17 protein-coding genes are annotated in these 18,858 nt (G+C 72.2%); 8 read left to right on the top strand and 9 right to left on the bottom strand.

The genetic code is table 11. The features are described 5' to 3' along the window. Positions 1-136 precede the first annotated feature (136 nt). The 7 genes from rhaI (at position 137) to ACYBSK_RS17030 (ending at position 9,166) form a co-directional block, all read left to right on the top strand. Positions 137-1,303: an L-rhamnose isomerase gene (rhaI, locus tag ACYBSK_RS17060; protein WP_460246708.1), complete on the top strand. Its 1,167-nt coding sequence runs from the start codon at positions 137-139 to the stop codon at positions 1,301-1,303. A gap of 60 nt (positions 1,304-1,363) precedes the next feature. Then, complete coding sequence (locus ACYBSK_RS17055) at positions 1,364-3,403, top strand: bifunctional aldolase/short-chain dehydrogenase (protein ID WP_460246707.1); 2,040 nt, start codon at positions 1,364-1,366, stop codon at positions 3,401-3,403. A 179-nt stretch (positions 3,404-3,582) separates the two neighbouring features. Beyond that, complete coding sequence (locus tag ACYBSK_RS17050) at positions 3,583-5,025, top strand: rhamnulokinase (protein WP_460246706.1); 1,443 nt, start codon at positions 3,583-3,585, stop codon at positions 5,023-5,025. 62 nt (positions 5,026-5,087) lie between these two features. Further along, positions 5,088-5,861 carry a (Fe-S)-binding protein gene (locus ACYBSK_RS17045; protein ID WP_457477948.1) on the top strand — a complete coding sequence of 258 codons (774 nt, stop codon included), beginning with the start codon at positions 5,088-5,090 and terminating at the stop codon, positions 5,859-5,861. Then, a complete protein-coding gene (locus tag ACYBSK_RS17040) occupies positions 5,858-7,336 on the top strand; it encodes a LutB/LldF family L-lactate oxidation iron-sulfur protein (protein ID WP_460246705.1) in 1,479 nt (492 codons plus the stop codon). Before ACYBSK_RS17045 ends, ACYBSK_RS17040 begins: the two co-directional genes overlap by 4 nt. Further along, positions 7,333-7,980, top strand: a complete 648-nt coding sequence (locus ACYBSK_RS17035) for a LutC/YkgG family protein (protein ID WP_460246704.1) — start codon at positions 7,333-7,335, stop codon at positions 7,978-7,980. The genes ACYBSK_RS17040 and ACYBSK_RS17035 overlap by 4 nt, the downstream gene beginning before the upstream one ends. Positions 7,981-8,002: 22 nt before the next feature. Continuing rightward, positions 8,003-9,166, top strand: coding sequence for an ABC transporter ATP-binding protein (locus ACYBSK_RS17030; protein ID WP_460246703.1), 1,164 nt, complete (start codon positions 8,003-8,005; stop codon positions 9,164-9,166). Between the two features lie 43 nt (positions 9,167-9,209). Here ACYBSK_RS17030 and ACYBSK_RS17025 read toward each other — a convergent pair whose 3' ends face one another. The 4 genes from ACYBSK_RS17025 to ACYBSK_RS17010 form a co-directional block, all read right to left on the bottom strand. Next, on the bottom strand, positions 9,210-10,373 hold the full coding sequence (locus ACYBSK_RS17025) for an NAD(P)/FAD-dependent oxidoreductase (RefSeq protein ID WP_460246702.1): 1,164 nt from the start codon (positions 10,371-10,373) through the stop codon (positions 9,210-9,212). Positions 10,374-10,448: 75 nt separating this feature from the next. Then, positions 10,449-11,408 (bottom strand): ABC transporter substrate-binding protein, encoded by a 960-nt coding sequence (locus ACYBSK_RS17020; protein WP_460246701.1) that lies wholly within the window; start codon positions 11,406-11,408, stop codon positions 10,449-10,451. Beyond that, entirely contained in the window at positions 11,405-12,082 is a 678-nt protein-coding gene (locus ACYBSK_RS17015; RefSeq protein WP_460246700.1) for an ABC transporter permease, read from the bottom strand. The genes ACYBSK_RS17020 and ACYBSK_RS17015 overlap by 4 nt, the downstream gene beginning before the upstream one ends. Continuing rightward, positions 12,079-12,783, bottom strand: coding sequence for an ABC transporter permease (locus ACYBSK_RS17010; protein WP_460246699.1), 705 nt, complete (start codon positions 12,781-12,783; stop codon positions 12,079-12,081). Before ACYBSK_RS17010 ends, ACYBSK_RS17015 begins: the two co-directional genes overlap by 4 nt. 107 nt (positions 12,784-12,890) lie before the next feature. Between ACYBSK_RS17010 and ACYBSK_RS17005 the strand changes: the two genes are divergently transcribed. After that, positions 12,891-13,856 (top strand): pirin family protein, encoded by a 966-nt coding sequence (locus ACYBSK_RS17005; RefSeq protein ID WP_460246698.1) that lies wholly within the window; start codon positions 12,891-12,893, stop codon positions 13,854-13,856. Between the two features lie 85 nt (positions 13,857-13,941). Here the strand turns inward: ACYBSK_RS17005 and hypE are convergent, their stop codons facing one another. Genes hypE through ACYBSK_RS16980 form a run of 5 tightly spaced genes read right to left on the bottom strand, consistent with a single transcriptional unit; the run spans position 13,942 to position 18,855 of the window. Next, the gene (gene hypE, locus ACYBSK_RS17000) at positions 13,942-14,976 is read right to left on the bottom strand and encodes a hydrogenase expression/formation protein HypE (RefSeq protein ID WP_460246697.1); all 1,035 of its coding nucleotides are present in this window, start codon (positions 14,974-14,976) and stop codon (positions 13,942-13,944) included. Further along, the gene (gene hypD / locus ACYBSK_RS16995) at positions 14,973-16,088 is read right to left on the bottom strand and encodes a hydrogenase formation protein HypD (protein WP_460246696.1); all 1,116 of its coding nucleotides are present in this window, start codon (positions 16,086-16,088) and stop codon (positions 14,973-14,975) included. The genes hypE and hypD overlap by 4 nt, the downstream gene beginning before the upstream one ends. Beyond that, positions 16,085-16,738: a CBS domain-containing protein gene (locus tag ACYBSK_RS16990; protein ID WP_460246695.1), complete on the bottom strand. Its 654-nt coding sequence runs from the start codon at positions 16,736-16,738 to the stop codon at positions 16,085-16,087. The genes hypD and ACYBSK_RS16990 overlap by 4 nt, the downstream gene beginning before the upstream one ends. A gap of 9 nt (positions 16,739-16,747) precedes the next feature. Beyond that, positions 16,748-18,091 carry a Ni/Fe hydrogenase subunit alpha gene (locus tag ACYBSK_RS16985; RefSeq protein WP_460246694.1) on the bottom strand — a complete coding sequence of 448 codons (1,344 nt, stop codon included), beginning with the start codon at positions 18,089-18,091 and terminating at the stop codon, positions 16,748-16,750. Next, the gene (locus ACYBSK_RS16980; protein WP_460246693.1) at positions 18,088-18,855 is read right to left on the bottom strand and encodes an NADH-quinone oxidoreductase subunit B family protein; all 768 of its coding nucleotides are present in this window, start codon (positions 18,853-18,855) and stop codon (positions 18,088-18,090) included. The genes ACYBSK_RS16985 and ACYBSK_RS16980 overlap by 4 nt, the downstream gene beginning before the upstream one ends. Positions 18,856-18,858: the final 3 nt, after the last annotated feature.

The raw sequence follows: 18,858 nt of genomic DNA, 5'->3' as shown, positions 1-18,858 counted from the left end.
ACACGATTCAGTAACGCGCACAACGTGCTGCGCACCCCCTTGACGCCTCCCGTTCACAGGGTTAGCTTCGCCTGCGAAGTGAATCGATTCAGAACAGATTCAGAGCTGATTCAGACCCGCGTACTCAGAGGTGGACATGCCTGACATCGCTGCCGTCAAGGCCGCACTCGCCAACCAGCGGATCGAGACGCCGTCCTGGGGTTACGGCAACTCCGGCACCCGGTTCAAGGTGTTCGCCCAGGCAGGTGTGCCGCGTACGCCTCAGGAGAAGCTGGACGACGCGGCGAAGGTGCACGAGTTCACCGGCATCGCCCCGAAGGTGGCGCTGCACATTCCGTGGGACAGGGTCGAGGACTACGCGGCGCTCGGGGCGTACGCGAAGGAGCGCGGTGTCGAGCTCGGCACCATCAACTCCAACACTTTCCAGGACGACGACTACCGGTTCGGCAGTGTCTGCCACCCGGACCCGAAGGTCCGCCGCAAGGCGCTCGACCACATCCTGGAGTGTGTCGACGTCATGGACGCCACGGGCTCCAAGGACCTGAAGGTCTGGCTCGCCGACGGCACCAACTACCCGGGCCAGGACGACATCGTGGCGCGCCAGGACCGCCTCGCGGAGTCTCTCGCCGCCGTCTACGAGCGGCTCGGCGACGACCAGCGCCTCCTCCTCGAGTACAAGTTCTTCGAGCCGGCCTTCTACACGACGGACGTGCCGGACTGGGGCACCTCCTACGTGCAGTGCATGAAGCTCGGCGACAAGGCGCAGGTCGTGGTCGACACGGGCCACCACGCGCCGGGGACGAACATCGAGTTCATCGTGGCGCTGCTGCTGCGCGAGAAGAAGCTCGGCGGCTTCGACTTCAACTCCCGCTTCTACGCGGACGACGACCTGATGGTGGGCGCCGCCGACCCGTTCCAGCTCTTCCGCATCCTGCACGAGGTCGCGAAGAACGGCGGCTTCGACCCCGAGACCAACGTGGCGTTCATGCTCGACCAGTGCCACAACATCGAGGCGAAGATCCCGGCGGTCATCCGTTCCGTGATGAACGTGCAGGAGGCCACGGCGAAGGCGCTGCTCGTGGACCGTGCGGCGCTGAGCGCCGCGCAGGCCTCGGGTGACGTGCTCGCCGCGAACGCCGCGCTGATGGACGCGTACAACACCGACGTGCGGCCGCTGCTGGCCGAGTGGCGCGAGGAGCGCGGGCTCGCCGCCGACCCGGTCGCCGCGTACGCCGCGTCCGGATGGCAGGAGCGGATCGCGGCCGAGCGGATCGGCGGCGAGCAGGCGGGGTGGGGCGCGTAACCCACCCGCTGTCACCGATCGCACGCACCCCTTCCGGGATTTAGGGAATCAGGAATCTTCATGGCTACGCACCCTCAGGTCGCCGCCCTTCTCGACCGTTCGAACCGGCTCGGCGCCGACCCCCGCAACACCAACTACGCCGGCGGCAACACCTCCGCCAAGGGCACCGAGACCGACCCGGTCACCGGCGGCGACGTCGAGCTGATGTGGGTCAAGGGCTCGGGCGGCGACCTGGGCACACTGACGGAGGCCGGGCTCGCCGCGCTGCGCGTCGACCGGCTCAAGGCGCTCACCGAGGTGTACCCGGGCGTGGAGCGCGAGGACGAGATGGTCGCCGCGTTCGACTACTGCCTGCACGGCAAGGGCGGCGCCGCGCCGTCCATCGACACGGCCATGCACGGCCTGGTGGACGCGGCGCACGTCGACCATCTGCACCCGGACTCCGGCATCGCGCTGGCCTGCGCCGCCGACGGGGAGAAGCTGACCGCCGAGTGCTTCGGCGACAAGGTCGTGTGGGTGCCGTGGCGGCGCCCCGGCTTCCAGCTCGGTCTGGACATCGCCGCGATCAAGGCGGCGAACCCGGAGGCGGTCGGCTGCATCCTGGGCGGCCACGGCATCACCGCCTGGGGCGACACGGCCGAGGAGTGCGAGGCCAACTCGCTGTACATCATCCGCACCGCGGAGACGTTCCTCGCCGAGCGCGGCAAGGCGGAGCCCTTCGGCCCGGTCGTCGAGGGTTACGTGGCGCTCGGTGCGGCCGAGCGCCGGGCGCGGGCCGCCGAACTCGCTCCGCTCATCCGGGGGTTGGCGTCGACGGACCGTCCGCAGGTCGGCCACTTCGACGACTCGGGTACGGTCCTGGACTTCCTGGCCTCCGCCGAGCACCCGCGGCTCGCCGCGCTCGGCACCTCGTGCCCGGACCACTTCCTGCGCACGAAGGTCCGCCCGCTCGTCCTCGACCTGCCGCCGACGGCCGAACTCGACGCGGTCACCGCGCGGTTGAGGGAGCTGCACGCCGATTACCGCGAGGAGTACGCGGCGTACTACGAGCGGCACGCGACGCCGGACTCCCCCGCGATGCGCGGCGCCGACCCGGCGATCGTGCTCGTCCCGGGTGTCGGCATGTTCTCCTTCGGCAAGGACAAGCAGACGGCGCGGGTGGCGGGCGAGTTCTACCTCAACGCCATCAACGTGATGCGCGGCGCGGAGGCCGTCTCCACGTACGCGCCGATCGAGGAGTCGGAGAAGTTCCGCATCGAGTACTGGGCCCTTGAGGAGGCCAAGCTCCAGCGGATGCCGAAGCCGAAGCCGCTCGCCACGCGGGTGGCCCTGGTGACGGGTGCGGGCTCCGGTATCGGCAAGGCGATCGCGCACCGGCTCGTCGCCGAGGGCGCGTGCGTGGTCGTCGCCGACCTGAACGCGGACGGCGCGGCCGCCGTGGCCGAGGAGTTGGGCGGCGCCGACAAGGCGGTGGCGGTCACCGTCGACGTGACGTCGGAGGAGCAGATCGCGGAGGCCCTCAAGGCGGCGGCGCTCGCCTTCGGCGGGGTCGACCTCGTCGTCAACAACGCGGGCATCTCCATCTCCAAGCCGCTCCTGGAGACGACGACGAAGGACTGGGACCTCCAGCACGACATCATGGCGCGCGGCTCGTTCCTCGTCTCGCGCGAGGCGGCGCGGGTGATGCGGACGCAGGGCATGGGCGGTGACATCGTCTACATCGCGTCGAAGAACGCGGTGTTCGCGGGCCCGAACAATGTGGCGTACTCGGCGACGAAGGCGGACCAGGCCCACCAAGTGCGACTGCTGGCAGCCGAGTTGGGCGGCGACGGCATCCGCGTCAACGGGGTCAACCCCGATGGTGTGGTGCGCGGGTCCGGCATCTTCGCGGGCGGCTGGGGTGCGAAGCGCGCCGCGGTGTACGGGGTGGAGGAGGAGAAGCTGGGCGAGTACTACGCGCAGCGGACGCTGCTGAAGCGGGAGGTGCTTCCGGAGCATGTGGCGAACGCGGTCTTCGCGTTGACCGGGGGCGACCTTACGCACACGACGGGGTTGCACGTCCCCGTGGACGCGGGTGTCGCGGCGGCGTTCCTCCGCTAATGCCGGGGCTCCGCCCCGGACCCCGCTGCTCAATCGCCGCAGGGGCTTGATGTTCCCACCCGTCCGCGGGGCCCCTGATGTGCCGACGGAGTCGGCGCTCCAGGGGCGAGAAGGGGAGACGGGGGTGACCCGTCTCCCCCGGCCACCCACCCCACCGCACACTCGCAAAGGCCGACCACATGCCCACCACCCCCTACGCCGCCATAGACCTGGGCGCCTCCAGCGGCCGGGTCATGACGGCCCGGGTCACCCCGGACAGCCTCACCCTGACGGAGTCCCACCGGTTCCCGAACACGCCCGTCCGCACGCCCGACGGCCTCCACTGGGACATCCTCGCCCTGTACAACGGCATCCTGGACGGCCTGCGCGGAACCGGCCCGATCCGCTCCCTCGGCATCGACAGCTGGGCCGTGGACTACGGCCTCCTCGACGCGGACGGCGCCCTTCTCGGCAACCCGTACCACTACCGCGACTCCCGCACGGACGACACCGCCGAGAAGCTCTGGGCGACGATCCCCCCGGCGGAGCTGTACGCGGCGACCGGCCTCCAGTACGTCCCGTTCAACACGATCTACCAGCTCACCGCCGCCCGCGACACCGCCCAACTCGATGCGGCGAAGCGCCTGTTGCTGATCCCGGATCTGCTCTCCTACTGGCTGACGGGGCGCCAGGGCACCGAGCTGACCAACGCCTCCACCACCCAGCTCATCGACCCCCGCACCGGCGACTGGGCGCACGACATCGCCACCCGCGCCGGCATCGACGTGAACCTCTTCGCCCCGGTCCGCCGCCCCGGCGACCCGGCCGGCGAACTCCTCCCGCACGTCCTCGCGGAGACCGGCCTCACCGGCCCGGTCCCGGTGACGACGGTCGCCTCACACGACACGGCGTCCGCCGTGGCCGCGGTCCCGGCGACGGAGGAGAACTTCGCGTACATCTGCACGGGCACCTGGTCCCTCGCCGGCCTCGAACTCGACGCGCCCGTCCTCACCGAGGAGAGCCGCGCCGCGAACTTCACCAACGAGCTCGGCATCGACGGCACGGTCCGCTACCTGCGCAACATCATGGGCCTGTGGCTCCTCCAGGAGTGCCAACGCGCCTGGAACCAGCCGGACGTGACCGAGCTGCTCGACGCCACCGCGAAGGCGGCGCCGCTGCGCTCGGTCGTCGACGCCGGAGACCCCGCCTTCCTGCCGCCCGGCGGCATGCCGGACCGGATCGCCGCCGCCTGCCGCGCCACCGGCCAGCCGGAGCCCCGCACCCGCGCCGAGACCACCCGCTGCATCCTCGACTCGCTGGCCCTCGCCCACCGCCGCGCCGTCGAGGACGCCGCCCGCCTGGCCGACCGCCCGGTCGACGTCGTGCACATCGTCGGCGGCGGCGCCCGCAACGCCCTGCTGTGCCAACTCACCGCGGACGCCTGCGGGTTGCCGGTCGTGGCGGGCCCCGCCGAGGGCGCCGCGCTGGGCAACGTACTCGTCCAGGCGCGGGCCGACGGCGTCCTGGGCGACCGGGCCGCGATGCGCCGCCTCGTCGCCGACACGCAGCCACTCGCACGCTACGAGCCGCGCGGCGACCGTGGCGCCTGGGACGCGGCGGCGGCGCGCGTGCACACCTCGTGACCGGCGCCCGCGCACGCCGTACCCTGCACTCACCTGATGATCGACAACACGAAGGGGCCCCGATGCGTGTCGCACTCTTCCTGACCTGTGTCAACGACACGCTCTACCCGGACACGGGCCGCGCCGTCGTCACGCTCCTGAACCGGCTCGGCGTGGACGTCGACTTCCCCGCCGCGCAGACCTGCTGCGGCCAGCCGCACTACAACACCGGCTACCGCCGCGAGGCCGAGCCGCTGGCCACCCACTACGCCGACACCTTCGGTCCGGGTCTCGCGTCGGGTGATTACGACGCAATCATCACGCCGTCGGGCTCGTGCGCGGCGATGGTGCGCGAGCTGTACCCCCGGATGGGCGAGCGGGCCCGCGCGGAGGGCCGCGGCGGCCGTCTCGCGACGACGCTCGCGCCGGTGGTCCCCAAGACGTACGAACTGACCGAGTTCCTCGTCGACGTACTGAAGGTCACCGATGTCGGCGCGTACTACCCGCACAAGGTGACCTACCACCCCACCTGTCACGGTCTGCGCTCCCTCGGTCTGGGCGACCGCCCCACCCAACTGCTCAGCAAGGTCAAGGGACTTGAGCTGGCCGAGCTGCCGGGCGCGGCCGAGTGCTGCGGATTCGGCGGCACCTTCGCGGTGAAGAACGCCGACGTGTCGGCGGCGATGGGCACGGACAAGGTGCGCAACGCCGAGTCGACCGGCGCGGACGTGCTGTGCGCCGCCGACAACTCCTGCCTGATGCACATCGGCGGCACCATGTCCCGTCTGAAGGTCGGCATGCGCCCCGTCCACATCGCCGAGATCCTGGCCAGCACCGAAGAGGAGCCCCTGGTATGAACGGCACGTACCTCGGCATGCCGGCCTTCCCGAAGGCCGCGCACGACGCCGTACGCGACACCACCCTGCGCGCCAACCTGAAGCACGCCACGCACACCATCCGCGACAAGCGCGCCCGCGCGGTCTCCGAACTCGACGACTGGGCGCGGCTGCGCCAGGCCGGCAAGGAGATCAAGGACCACACGCTGCACCACCTGGAGCACTACCTGGTCCAGCTGGAGGAGTCCGTCACGGCGGCGGGCGGCACCGTGCACTGGGCGCGCGACGCCGACGAGGCCAACCGGATCGTCACCGGCCTCGTCCGGGAGACCGGCGAGTCGGAGGTCGTCAAGGTCAAGTCGATGGCCACGCAGGAGATCGGCCTCAACGAACACCTGGAGGCCGAGGGCATCCACGCCTACGAGACCGACCTCGCCGAGCTGATCGTGCAGCTCGGCCACGACAGGCCCTCGCACATCCTGGTCCCCGCGATCCACCGCAACCGCGGCGAGATCCGCGACATCTTCACCAAGGAGATGGGCAGTTGGGGCCGCCCGGCCCCGGACGGTCTGACCGACACCCCCGCCGAGCTCGCCGAGGCGGCCCGCCTGCACCTGCGGGAGAAGTTCCTGCGCGCCAAGGTCGGCATCTCCGGCGCCAACTTCATGGTCGCCGAGACCGGCACCCTCGTCGTGGTGGAGTCCGAGGGCAACGGCCGCATGTGTCTCACGCTCCCCGAGACGCTGATCTCGGTCGTCGGCATCGAGAAGATCGTGCCGACGTGGCAGGACCTGGAGGTGTTCCTCCAGACGCTGCCGCGCTCCTCGACGGCCGAGCGGATGAACCCGTACACCTCCACCTGGACGGGCACCACCGACTCCGACGGGCCGAAGACCTTCCACCTGGTCCTCATCGACAACGGCCGCACCGACACCCTCGCCGACGAGGTCGGCCGCCAGGCGCTGCGCTGCATCCGCTGCTCCGCCTGCCTGAACGTGTGCCCGGTGTACGAGCGGGCCGGCGGCCACGCCTACGGCTCGGTCTACCCGGGTCCGATCGGCGCGATCCTCAGCCCGCAACTGCGCGGCACGCAGAGCGAGATCGACGCCTCGCTGCCGTATGCCTCCTCGCTGTGCGGCGCCTGCTACGAGGTGTGTCCCGTCGCCATCGACATCCCCGAGGTCCTCGTCCACCTGCGCGAGCGGGTCGTCGCCGGTGGCCCCGCCACTCTGGGCGGCAACAAGGTCGTGCTCCGGCCCGCCAAGGGCCACGCCGCCGAACGCGCCGCGATGCGGGCCGCCACCTGGGCCTTCACCCACCCGGCCGCCCTCGCCACCGGCCAGCGCCTGGCCTCCCGCACCCGCCGCTTCCACCCGCGTACGGTGCCGGGCCCCGGCAGGGCCTGGACGGCGACCCGCGACCTGCCGAAGGTCCCCGCGGAACCGTTCCGCGACTGGTGGAAGCGCACGAACGGCGGCAAGGAGACGAGCAAGTGAGCAGCAGGGACGTGATCCTCGGCCGGGTGCGGCGCGCACTCGGCGGCCCGGTCGGGGCCCCGGAGACGTACGACAAGGACATCGACCGCGGCTATCTGCGCGAGCACGGCAGCCGGACGACCGAGGAGACGGTCGAGCTGCTGGCGGAGAACCTGGCCGACTACCGGGCGATCGTGCACCGCGCCACCAGCGAGGAGCTGCCGGCCACCGTGGCGCGGCTGCTGACCGAGCACGGTTCGCTGACCGTGGCGGTGCCGAAGGAGCTGCCCGAGGCGTGGCTGGCCGAGGCCACGGCGACGCGGGTCCCCGACAGTCCCACGGACAGCCCCGCCGAACTCGACCAGGTCGACAGCGTCGTCACCGCCTGCGCGGTCGCCGTCGCCGAGACCGGCACGATCGTCCTCGACGGCTCCCCCGACCAGGGCCGCCGCCGCATCACGCTCGTGCCCGACCACCACATCTGCGTCGTCCGCGTCCCCGACCAGGTCGTCTCCTCGGTCCCGGGGGCCCTCGAACGGCTGGACCCGACGCGGCCGCTGACCTGGATCTCGGGCCCGTCCGCGACCAGCGACATCGAGCTCGACCGGGTGGAGGGCGTGCACGGGCCGCGCACCCTGGAGGTGATCCTGGTGAGCGCCACGTAGGGCACGCGGTTACGTTGAGGGCATGATCCGGTTCGACCATGTCACCAAGCGGTACGCGGACGGCACGACGGCGGTGGACGACCTCTCGTTCGAGGTGAACGAGGGCGAACTGGTCACGCTCGTCGGTCCGTCCGGCTGCGGCAAGACCACCACGATGATGATGGTGAACCGGCTGATCGAGCCGACGTCGGGTCGCATCCACGTCGAGGGCGAGGACATCTCGGGCGTCGACCCGGTCCGGCTGCGCCGCCGCATCGGCTACGTCATCCAGCAGGTCGGCCTCTTCCCGCACCGCACGATCCTCGACAACACGGCGACCGTGCCCGCGCTCATCGGCTGGAAGAAGGCCAAGGCCAGGGCGCGCGCCGCCGAGCTGCTCGATCTGGTGGGCCTCGACCCGAAGACGTACGGCGGCCGCTACCCGGAGCAGCTCTCCGGCGGCCAGCGCCAGCGGGTCGGGGTGGCCCGCGCGCTCGCCGCCGACCCGCCGGTGCTGCTCATGGACGAGCCGTTCGGCGCGGTCGACCCGGTGGTGCGCGAGCAGTTGCAGGACGAGTTCCTGAAGATGCAGGCCGCCGTCCGCAAAACGGTGCTGCTGGTCACGCACGACATCGAGGAAGCCGTCCGGCTCGGCGACCGCATCGCGGTGTACGGACAGGGCCGCATCGAGCAGTACGACACACCGGGCGCGGTCCTCGGCTCCCCCGCGACGCCGTACGTCGCCGAGTTCGTCGGCGCGGACCGGGGCCTGAAGCGGCTTTCGGTGACCGAGATCGAGCCGGACGACCTGGAGCAGCCGTCGGTCGCCCGCGTCGACGAGTCGCCCGCGCGGGCCGCCGACCGGATGCGTACGGACGGCGCCCGGTGGGCGGTGGTCCTCGACGAGGGCGGTGACCTGCACGGGTGGGTCGGCGTCGACGAGGCGTCGCTCGCCGGGCCGGACGGCCGGGTCGGCGAGCTCGCGCACCGGATGAACGCGTGGGTGCCGGTCGGCGCCCCGCTCAAGCAGGCGTTCGGGGTGATGCTCCAGCACGACGCGGGCTGGGTCGCGGTCCTCGACGGCGCCCGCTTCCTCGGCGTCCTGACCCCGGCCAAGCTGCACGAGGCGCTGCGGCGGTCGGTGGACGCGGACGCGCAGGGCGTGGGGCGGGACGAGGTGGAGTTCGACTCGGTGGCGGACGCGTGACGGGGCGTCGAATCACCGCCGGCCCTACGCGTCAGCCGTAACCCTAAGGTTGAGGTTGAGGGTGTGAGCCCCGGCGGTTCATCGCCCGCAGATTCTCGTCGCGGACGTCGCCGTCGATCGCCCGCCCCGGCCGGTACGCGGCCAGTTCCTCGGCGGGCCGGCCGCCGGTGATCTCCTGCGCGACGAGCCGCCCCAGCACCGGGGTGAGCGTCACCGCGCTGTGCGACACCAGGTGGTACAGGCCCGGCACCGTGTCCACCTCTCCGACCAGCGGCAATCCGTCGTGCGGCACGGGCCGTACGCCGATCCGCGTGTCGGCGATCCGGGCCGCGCCGAGGCCCGGCACGACGGTGCGGCCCCGGCGGTGCAGCTCCTGCGGCAGCCCGTCGACGGACCCGTTCAGCCGCGCGTCGACCTCCCAGGACAGGGCGAGCACACCGCCGTCGGCCGTGGGCCGCAGGTCGATGCCGGGCGCGGAGAGAATCGCGGTCAACGGCTCCCCGGTCAGGGGCGCGCTCTCGGCGAGGAGCCCCGGCACGCGCCGCAGCGGCAGCCGCGCCCCGGCGAGCGCGGCGATCTGGTCGGCGGCGGGTCCGGCACAGTTCACGACGACGTCGGCGCCCCACTTCCGGTCGCCCGCCACGGCGCCGACGACACGGTCGCCTCGGCGCAGCAGGCCCGTGACGCGGGCGCCGTAGTGCGCCTCGGCCCCGTGTCTGCGGGTCGCCGCGTCCAGCAGCGCGTGCACGAGGCGCGGCGCGTCGAACCAGGCGGTGCCGGTGTGCACGACGACCTCGTCGACGGCGCAGGCGGCGGGGGCGACGGCGGGCGCGAGCTCGCGCAGCGCGGAGGCCGGAACGCTGCGGCAGTCGTGGCCCCACTCCCGTACGCGGGAGGCCCGCTCGTGCAGGGCGCGCTGCTCGTCGTCGGTGTCGGCCCACTGCACGAGCGGTACGGGGTGCCGCCAGCCGGGCCCGTCGAGTTCGGCGGCGAGGGCGCGGTGGCCCTCGGAGCCCCGCCGGTTCAGCCGGTAGTAGGCGTGCGGCGTCTTGAGGTGGGTGACGTCGGCGGCGAAGGTGGCGCTGGACGTGCCGGAGGCGGGGCGCGCGCCCTCCTCCAGGACGACGACCTCGACGCCGGTGCGGGCGAGGTGGTAGGCGACGCAGGCGCCGAGGACGCCCGCTCCGACGACGACGGCTCGTTTCATGTGCGTCCCCCCGGTGGTCCCGGTCCGGTCTCGGTCAGTCCCCCGGTTTCCCGCCCGGACGGCGGCACACACCCCTCAACCGCCCTGCCGCAACAGCCCCTTGTCCGTCAGGTAGTCCCGTGCGACGTCCTCGGGCAGCCGCCGCCAGCTGTCCACCTGCTGGTTCAGGGAGGCGAGGTCGTCGGTGGTGAGGACGGAGTTCAGGGCGCCGAGCGCCTTCGCGACCTTGGCGTTGCCGGCGCGGGAGCGGTTGACGACGGGCACGATGTAGTCGGCGTTCTGGAGCTTCTTGTCGTCGTCGAGCAGGACGAGCCCGAAGTCACCGAGGGTGGCGTCGGTGGTCGTGGTGAGGACCATCTGGTCCTGCCCGTTCTTGACGGCGTTCTTCGCCTGCGTGGTGCCGACGCCCTTGGGGTCGATCCCCGTGACGTCGATGCCGTAGACCTTCTCCAGGCCGGGCTGGCAGTAGGGCCGCTGGACGCACTCGTCCCCGGCGGCGACCCGCACCTTCAGGCCGGAGGCGCCGAGGTCGCTGAGCGTGGTGAGCCCGTGCTTCTTCGCGTACGCCTCGGTGACCGCGAACGCGTTCTGGTCGACGGCCTTCCCTGCGTCGAGGACGTCGAGGCCACGCGGCGCGGCGAGGCGGCGCAGGCTCTTCATGGTGGCGTCGAGGTCGGGCGAGCCGACGGGATCGGCGTCGGCGCCGTTGGCCTTGGCGTTGAGCCAGTCGGCGAAGGTGGCGGCGTATTCGGGGACGACGTCGATCTGCCCGGACTCCAGGGCGGGTTCGTACAGTTCGCGGTTGCCCACGGACAGCAGCTCGGTCCCGTACCCGGCCTGCTTCAGCAGCAGGGCGTACATGTGGGCGAGCAGGTCGCTCTCGGTGAATCCGGCGGATCCGATGACGAGGTTCTTGCTGTCCCCCGGCGGCGCGGTCACCTCGCCCCGGTCCTCCAGGGAGGGACCACTGGCACACCCCGCGACCAGCAGCACGAGCCCCCACAGCAGGGCGACGCGGCGCAGGCTCCGACTCATCCTGCCCGCCTCCCCCGGAGCAGTCCGGGCCCGAACCGCTCGACGACTTCGAACAGCCCTTCCACGACGAGCGCGAACCCGGCCACGAGCACGGCGCCCGCCACCACCTGCGGCGTACTGGCGAGGTTGAACCCGGCGGTGATGATCCGCCCGAGTCCGCCGCCGCCGGCGATGGCGGCGATGGTGGCGGTGGCGACCAGTTGCACGGCGGCGATCCGTACGCCGTTGAGGATCATCGGCAGCGCGAGCGGCGCCTCCACCCGCAGCAGCATCTGCCGCCCGGTCATGCCCATCCCCCGCGCGGCCTGCACGACTCCCCGGTCGACGCCGCGCATGCCCACGTACGCGTTGGTGAGCAGCGGCGGCACGGCGAACAGGACGAGGGCGACGACGGTGGGCCCCTCGCTGTACTGCCCGAGCGGTGTGAGCAGCAACAGCACGAGGACGGCGAAGGTGGGCACGGCCCGCCCCACGTTGGCGATGTTGACGGCGAGCGCGCCGCCCTTGCCGAGGTGTCCGAGCACCAGGGCGATCGGGAGCGCGATAAGGCAGCTGATGACGAGGCAGACGACGGTCAGGGTCACGTGCTGGGCGAGTCGGTGCCAGACGCCGTTGTCACCGGCCCAGTGGGCGGAGTCGGCGAGCCAGTTCCAGGAGTCGGAGAGCAGCTTCACGCGCGACTCGCTCTCGTCCAGGGCGTGAGCACCCGCCCGATCCCGAGCAGCAGCACATCGGCGACGAGCGCGATGACCACGCAGAGCACGGAGGCGGTGAGCACCTGGGCCTTGAAGTACGTGTTCATGCCGCTGTAGATCAGATTCCCGAGCCCGCCGTACCCGACGATGGCGCCGACGGTGACGAGCGAGACGGCGGACACGGTGGCGATACGGAGCCCGGCCAGCGCGGCGGGCAGCGCGAGCGGCAGTTCGACGGTCAGCAGCAGCCGGACCGGCCCGTACCCCATGCCGCGCGCGGCCTGCCGGGTCTCCTCGGGCACGGACCGCAGCCCGGCGAGGATGTTCCGGACGAGGAGGGTGAGCGAGTAGAGCACGAGCCCGGCGACGACGAGCGTGGCGGACAGCCCGTAGACGGGCAGCAGCAGCGAGAACATCGCGAGTGACGGGATCGTGTACAGCACGGTCGTCAGGGCGAGGACCGGCCCGGCGGCCCAGCCCCACCGGCGCGCCAGGAGCGCGAGCGGCACGGCGATGACGAGGGCGATGGCGACGGCCACGACGGTGATCTCCAGGTGCTGCACGGTGGCGTCGAGGAGGATGTGGCGACGCGTGCTCAGGTACTCGCCGCAGATCCAGTCGTTGCGGGCGAGGCAGTCGTCGGGAGGTGGGGTGTCGGACCCACCGGTCGCGAGGCGCACCTGACCATTCCAGTGGCTCGGCGGCCGATCAGCGCGCCGGGTGACCCGTACGGGCGGCATCCGTGTGCTTGCTGCGCCGGGCGGGTGGCGGGGCTAGGTTGTCCGCCATGAGCAACCTTGACCGCGAGGCGGTGCCCTCGGTGTGCGGCGGACGCGGCTTCGTCGTGGCGGAACCGGTCCGCGAACTCCTCAGCCCCCGCCACGTGCGGCTCGGCGAGTCGACGGAGGTGCGCCGGCTGCTGCCCAACCTGGGGCGCCGCATGGTCGGGGCCTGGGCCTTCGTCGACCACTACGGGCCGGACGACATCGCGGACGAGCCGGGCATGCAGGTGCCGCCGCATCCGCACATGGGGTTGCAGACGGTGAGCTGGCTGCACGACGGCGAGGTCCTGCACCGCGATTCGACGGGCAGCCTCCAGACCATCCGCCCGCGCGAACTGGGCCTCATGACGTCGGGCTGCGCGATCTCCCACTCCGAGGAGAGCCCCCGCCCGCACGCCCGCTATCTGCACGGCGCCCAGCTCTGGGTCGCGCTCCCGGACGCCCACCGCCACGTGGACCCGCACTTCGAGCACCACGCGACGCTCCCGACGGTGTCGGCCCCCGGCCTGACGGCGACGGTCGTCCTCGGCTCCCTCGACGGCACGACGTCCCCCGGCACGACGTACACCCCCCTCGTGGGCGCGGATCTCGCCCTCACCCGCGACACCGAAACCCGCCTCCCCCTCGACCCGGACTTCGAGTACGCGGTCCTCGCCATGTCCGGCGAGTCCCACGTCGACGACGTCCCCCTCCTCCCCGGCTCCATGCTCTACCTCGGCTGCGGCCGCACGGAACTCCCGGTGCGGGCGGGGTCGGACGCGGGCCTGATGCTCCTCGGCGGCGAGCCGTTCGAGGAGGAGCTGGTGATGTGGTGGAACTTCATCGGCCGCACCCAGGACGAGATCGCGCGGGCGCGGGAGGACTGGATGGGCGGGTCGCGGTTCGGGGAGGTGAAGGGGTACGACGGGGAGCGGTTGGATGCGCCGGAGTTGCCGCCCGTGCCGTTGAAGCCGCGTGGACGCGTGCGCTGAACCGCTGTTCTGCGCGGCTGAGGGGTCCACGGTGGAGCGGGGACAGCCGAGGTTCACCCCCATGCAGCCGCGGGCCGTCGTGCCGTCAGCAAATACGCGGGAGTTGTTCGCCCAGCGGCATGTCCACGATGCGCCGCGATCCGACGAGCGTACGCAACGTCACCATGCCCGGTGCGCCGTGGCCCACCGCGCCGATCCGGGTGGCCTGGTGGCCCTCCGCCAGGTGCCGCAGGGCATCCAGGGCCGCATCGGCGGACTCCGGCGCCACGAACGCCACGAAGCAGCCCTCGTTGGCGACGACCAGCGGGTCCAGGCCCAACAGGTCGCAGGCCGCGGCCACTTGGGACGGCACGGGCAGCGCGCGCTCGTCGATCTCGACGCCGACCCGGGCGTCGCGGGCGATCTCGTTCAGCACCGCGGCGACTCCTCCGCGCGTCGGGTCGCGCAGGACGTGGACGTCGGGGCCGAGGGGTGCCAGCGCGGAGACCAGCCGGTGGAGCGGTCGGGTGTCGGAGGCGAGGGTGGTTTCGAAGCCGAGGCCCTCGCGGGTGGAGAGCACGGCCGTGCCGTGCAGCCCGATGGGGCCCGAGATCAGGACCTGGTCACCCGTCCGGGCGCGGGCGGCGGACGGTTCGAGGCCCGGGATCCTGCGGCCGATTCCGGTGGTGGTGAGGAAGAGACGGTCCGCGGCGCCGCGTCCGACGACCTTGGTGTCACCGGTGATCACCGGGACGTCGGCGTCGCGCGCCGCCTTGCCCGCGGAGTGCAGCACCGCCCGCAGTTCGGCGAGCGGCAGCCCCTCCTCGGCGATGGCCGCGAGGGCGAGGGCGATCGGCAGGGCCCCGCGCATCGCGAGGTCGTTGACCGTGCCGTGGACGGCGAGCGCACCGATGTCACCCCCCGGGAAGACGGGCGGATCGACCACGAACCCGTCGGTGGACAGCACCAGTTGACTGTCTCCGGGCAGCAGTGCCGCGTCCTCCAGGATCCCGTCCGGCGGTGCGCCCAGCGCGGGCAGGACCACCTCGTGGAGGAGTTCGGCGGTCAGCCGTCCGCCCGCGCCGTGGCCGAGCAACAGTGTCGCGTCGTCGTGGTGCGGTGTGGGGCAGCCCAGGGTCATGGTGTGCTCCTCGTGGCGGGCTCGCTCTTCCCGCGGCCGGCGGTGTGGAAGGCCGCGCAGGTGCCTTCCGTGGACACCATCGGGGCGCCCAGCGGGGTGCGGGGCGTGCAGCGGGTGCCGTAGGCGGGGCAGTCGGTGGGCAGGGCGGCGCCGGTCAGGACGGCGCCCGCGATGCAGGCCGGGTCCTCGACGCAGCGCAGGTCCGCGACGTCGAATCGGCGGCTCGCGTCGAACCTCCGGTAGCGCGGGGCGAGTTCGAGCCCGCTGTCCGGCAGGGTGCCGATGCCGCGCCAGGCCCGGTCGGTGACGCGGAAGACCCGCGCGAGCGCCTGCTGGGCCGTGGTGTTTCCGTCGCGGCGGACGGCGCGCGCGTACTGGTTCTCGACGGCGCACCGGCCGTCCTCCAGCTGCCGTACGGCCATCAGGACGCCTTCCAGCAGGTCGAGCGGTTCGAATCCGGTGACCACGACGGGGACCTCGTAGCGGGCGGCGATCGGTTCGTAGGCGCGCCAGCCCATGACCGCGCAGACGTGCCCGGCGGCGAGGAAGGCCTGCACCTCGCAGTCGGGGTCGTCGAGCAGTGCGGTCATGGCGGGCGGTACGAGGACGTGGCTGACCAGGACGGAGAAGTTCGCCAGGGCGAGCCGTTCCGCCTGGAGCACGGCCATGGCGTTGGCGGGTGCGGTGGTCTCGAAGCCGACGGCGAGGAACACCACCTCCCGCTCCGGGTGGCCCGCGGCGAGGCGGACCGCGTCCATGGGGCTGTAGACGACGCGGACGTCCGCGCCCCGGGCCCGCAGCGACAGCAGGTCCGTCGTCGAACCGGGTACGCGCAGCATGTCGCCGAAGCTGGTGAACACGACGCCGGGGCGGGCGGCGATCGCCATGGCCCGGTCCAGGGTCTCCAGCGGGGTGACGCAGACCGGGCAGCCGGGCCCGTGGATCATGCGGATGCCGGCGGGCAGCAGTTCGTCGATGCCCTGGCGGACGAGGGTGTGCGTCTGGCCGCCGCACACCTCCATGATCCGCCAGGGCCGGGTGGCGGTGGCCGTCAGCTGGGCGAGCAGGCGCCGGGCCAGGTCGGGATCGCGGTATTCGTCCAGGTACTTCATCGCTGCTTCGCGGCCGTGTCGGTGAAGTCCATGCGGATGTCCACGACCCCTTCCACGGCGCGGGCGAGCCGGGCGGCGACGGGCACCAGGTTGCGGTTGGCCAGGGTGCCTCCGATGGTGACGACGCCCTCGGTGACCGTGACGGTCACCGGCTGACCGGGAAAGAGGTAGGAGGCGACCGTGCGCCGCACCTCCTCCTCGATGTCCTTGTCGCTGCGCAGGAACACCTTCAGCAGGTCGGAGCGGCTGACGACGCCTTCGAGCATGCCCTCCGCGTTCACCACCGGCAGCCGCTTGCACCTGCGGTGGGCCATGACGCGGGCGGCCTCGGCGAGGGTGGCGGTGGCCTTGACGCAGACGGCGGGGCTGGTCATGAGCTCGCCTGCGCTCACCGCACCCGCCTTGGCCAGGTCGGACAGCCGACGCATCTGCTCGTACCGGTCCGGGGCGGTGTCCCGGAACTCCTCCTTGGGCAGCAGGTCCGCCTCGGAGACGACACCGACGACGCGGCTCTCGCCCTCCAGGACGGGCAGGGCGCTGACCTTCCACTGCCCCATCAGCTCGACGATCTCCTTGAAGGGGGCGTCGCGTCCGACGGCGATCACCGTGTGGGTCATCACGTCACTGACGATGTGCGGACTGTCGTTCACGGGGTCCTCCTACGGGGCGGGCGCGCGGTCGACGGTGAGGTCGAGGAAGTGCGTGGAGCAGGAGATGCACGGGTCGTGGTTGCGGATGGCCCGCTCGCACAGATGCGTCAACTCCGCGTCGCCGCAACGGTTGTGCGCGAGAGCGTGCTGCGCGATGCGGCGCAGGTCCTCCTCGATGGCGCCCTGGTTCTGGGACGTGGGCGGCACCAGGCGGGCGTCGGTGACGGTGCCCTCCGCGTCGAGCACGTAGCGGTGGTAGAGCAGCCCGCGGGGCGCCTCGGTGGCTCCGTGTCCGACGCCCGCGCGCGGCGGCACCGCCACGTGGGGGCGGGCGGGCCGCTCGTAGGTGTCGATGATGCGCAGGGCCTCCTCGACGGCGTACACGACCTCCACCGCCCGTACGAGGATGCTGCGGAACGGGTTGCGGCACACGATGCCGTCGCGCGGGTCCCCGAGTCCGGCCTTCCGGGCCGCTTCCCGCGCGGCGGCCGACAGGAGCCGGCCGTTGATCGCGTAGCGCGCGAGGGAGCCGGTGAGGTGGTGGCGGCCGCGCAGCGTGGCGTGCAGCGCGGTGGAGTGCGGGACCTGTGTCTCGACGACCTCACGGGGGAAGTCCGCCAGGGCGAACTGCCGGGTGGCACGGGCGCCCGGCGCAAGGACCGTGGGCGTGCCGGTGTCGATGGCGTACCGGTCGGGTTCGGACAGGGCCAGGAAGTCGTACGGGCTTGTCGCGTCGGGGAAGTCGAAGCCGGACACCCACCGGGCGGTGGCCCACGCATCGTCGAGGGCACGGCGCAGCCGCTCGGCGAGCGGGCGCAGTTCGGCCTTGGTCGGAGCGCGGTGGAAGCCTCCGAGGCGGACGTTGACGGGGTGGACGGCCCGGCCTCCGAGCAGTTCGAGCAGGGCGTTTCCGGTCTGCTTCAGGCGCAGTCCGCGCTCGACGTCGGCGCGGTGGGTGCGGGCGAGGTCGATGGCGCCGTCGCGGCCCAGGAAGTCGGGGGCGTGCAGGAGGTAGATGTGCAGGGTCTGGCTCTCGATCCACTCGCCGCAGTACAGCAGCCGCCGCAACTGCTGTATCTCGTGCGGCACTTGGATGCCACAGGCGTTCTCGATCGCGGCGCAGGCGCTCATCTGGTAGGCGACGGGGCAGATGCCGCACACGCGGGCGGTGATGTCGGGTGGCTCGGTGTGGGCGCGGCCGCGCAGGAACGCCTCGAAGAAGCGCGGGGGTTCGTAGATCCGCAGCCGGGCGGCGGTGACGGACTCGCCGACCACGGTGAGGCGCAGGGCACCTTCGCCTTCGACTCGGGCGAGGGAGCCGACGTGCAGCACGCGGGTTCCGCGGTGGGTCACGGCCGGGGCTCCTTGTCGTACGGGGCGAATGCGGTGGCGTTGAAGGTGTGCAGCAGCCGTTCGGTGTTCCGGTCGTCGAGTCCGTCGCGGTGCAGTACCGGGATGAGCGCGGGCAGGTTCACCGATCCCGAGGGGCCGAAGCAGCCGTAGCAGCCGCGCCCGTAGGCGGGGCAGATCGCGCCGCAACCGGCGTGGGTGACGGGGCCCAGGCAGGGGGTGCCGTGGGCGACGGTGACGCACACCGTGCCGCGCCGCTTGCACTCGAAGCACACGCTGTGGTCGGGGACGTCGGGTTTTCGACCGGCGAGGAACGCGGTGATGACCTCGACGAGTTGGCGCCGGTCGATGGGACAGCCGCGCAGTTCGAAGTCGACGTCGACGTGGGCGGAGACCGGGGTGGAGGTGGCCAGGGTGTCGATGTAGTCGGGGCGGGCGTAGACGGTCCGCCGGAACTCCTCGACGTCGGCGAAGTTGCGCAGCGCCTGGATGCCGCCCGCCGTCGCGCAGGCCCCGATGGTGACGAGGTGGCGGGAGTCCGCGCGGATGGCCCGGATGCGGGTGGCGTCCGCGGCGGTGGTGACGGAGCCCTCGACGAGCGTGAGGTCGTACGGTCCTTCCAGCACGTCGCTGGACGCCTCCAGGAAGTGGGCGACGCGGACCTTTCCGGCGAGCGCGAGGAGTTCGTCCTCGCAGTCCAGGAGGGTGAGCTGGCAGCCGTCGCAGGAGGCGAGTTTGAACACGGCGAGCGTCGGGGTCCCGGTCATCGT

Source organism: Streptomyces sp. BYX5S, assembly GCF_054724165.1.
This window is presented reverse-complemented; position numbering and strand designations above follow the sequence as displayed.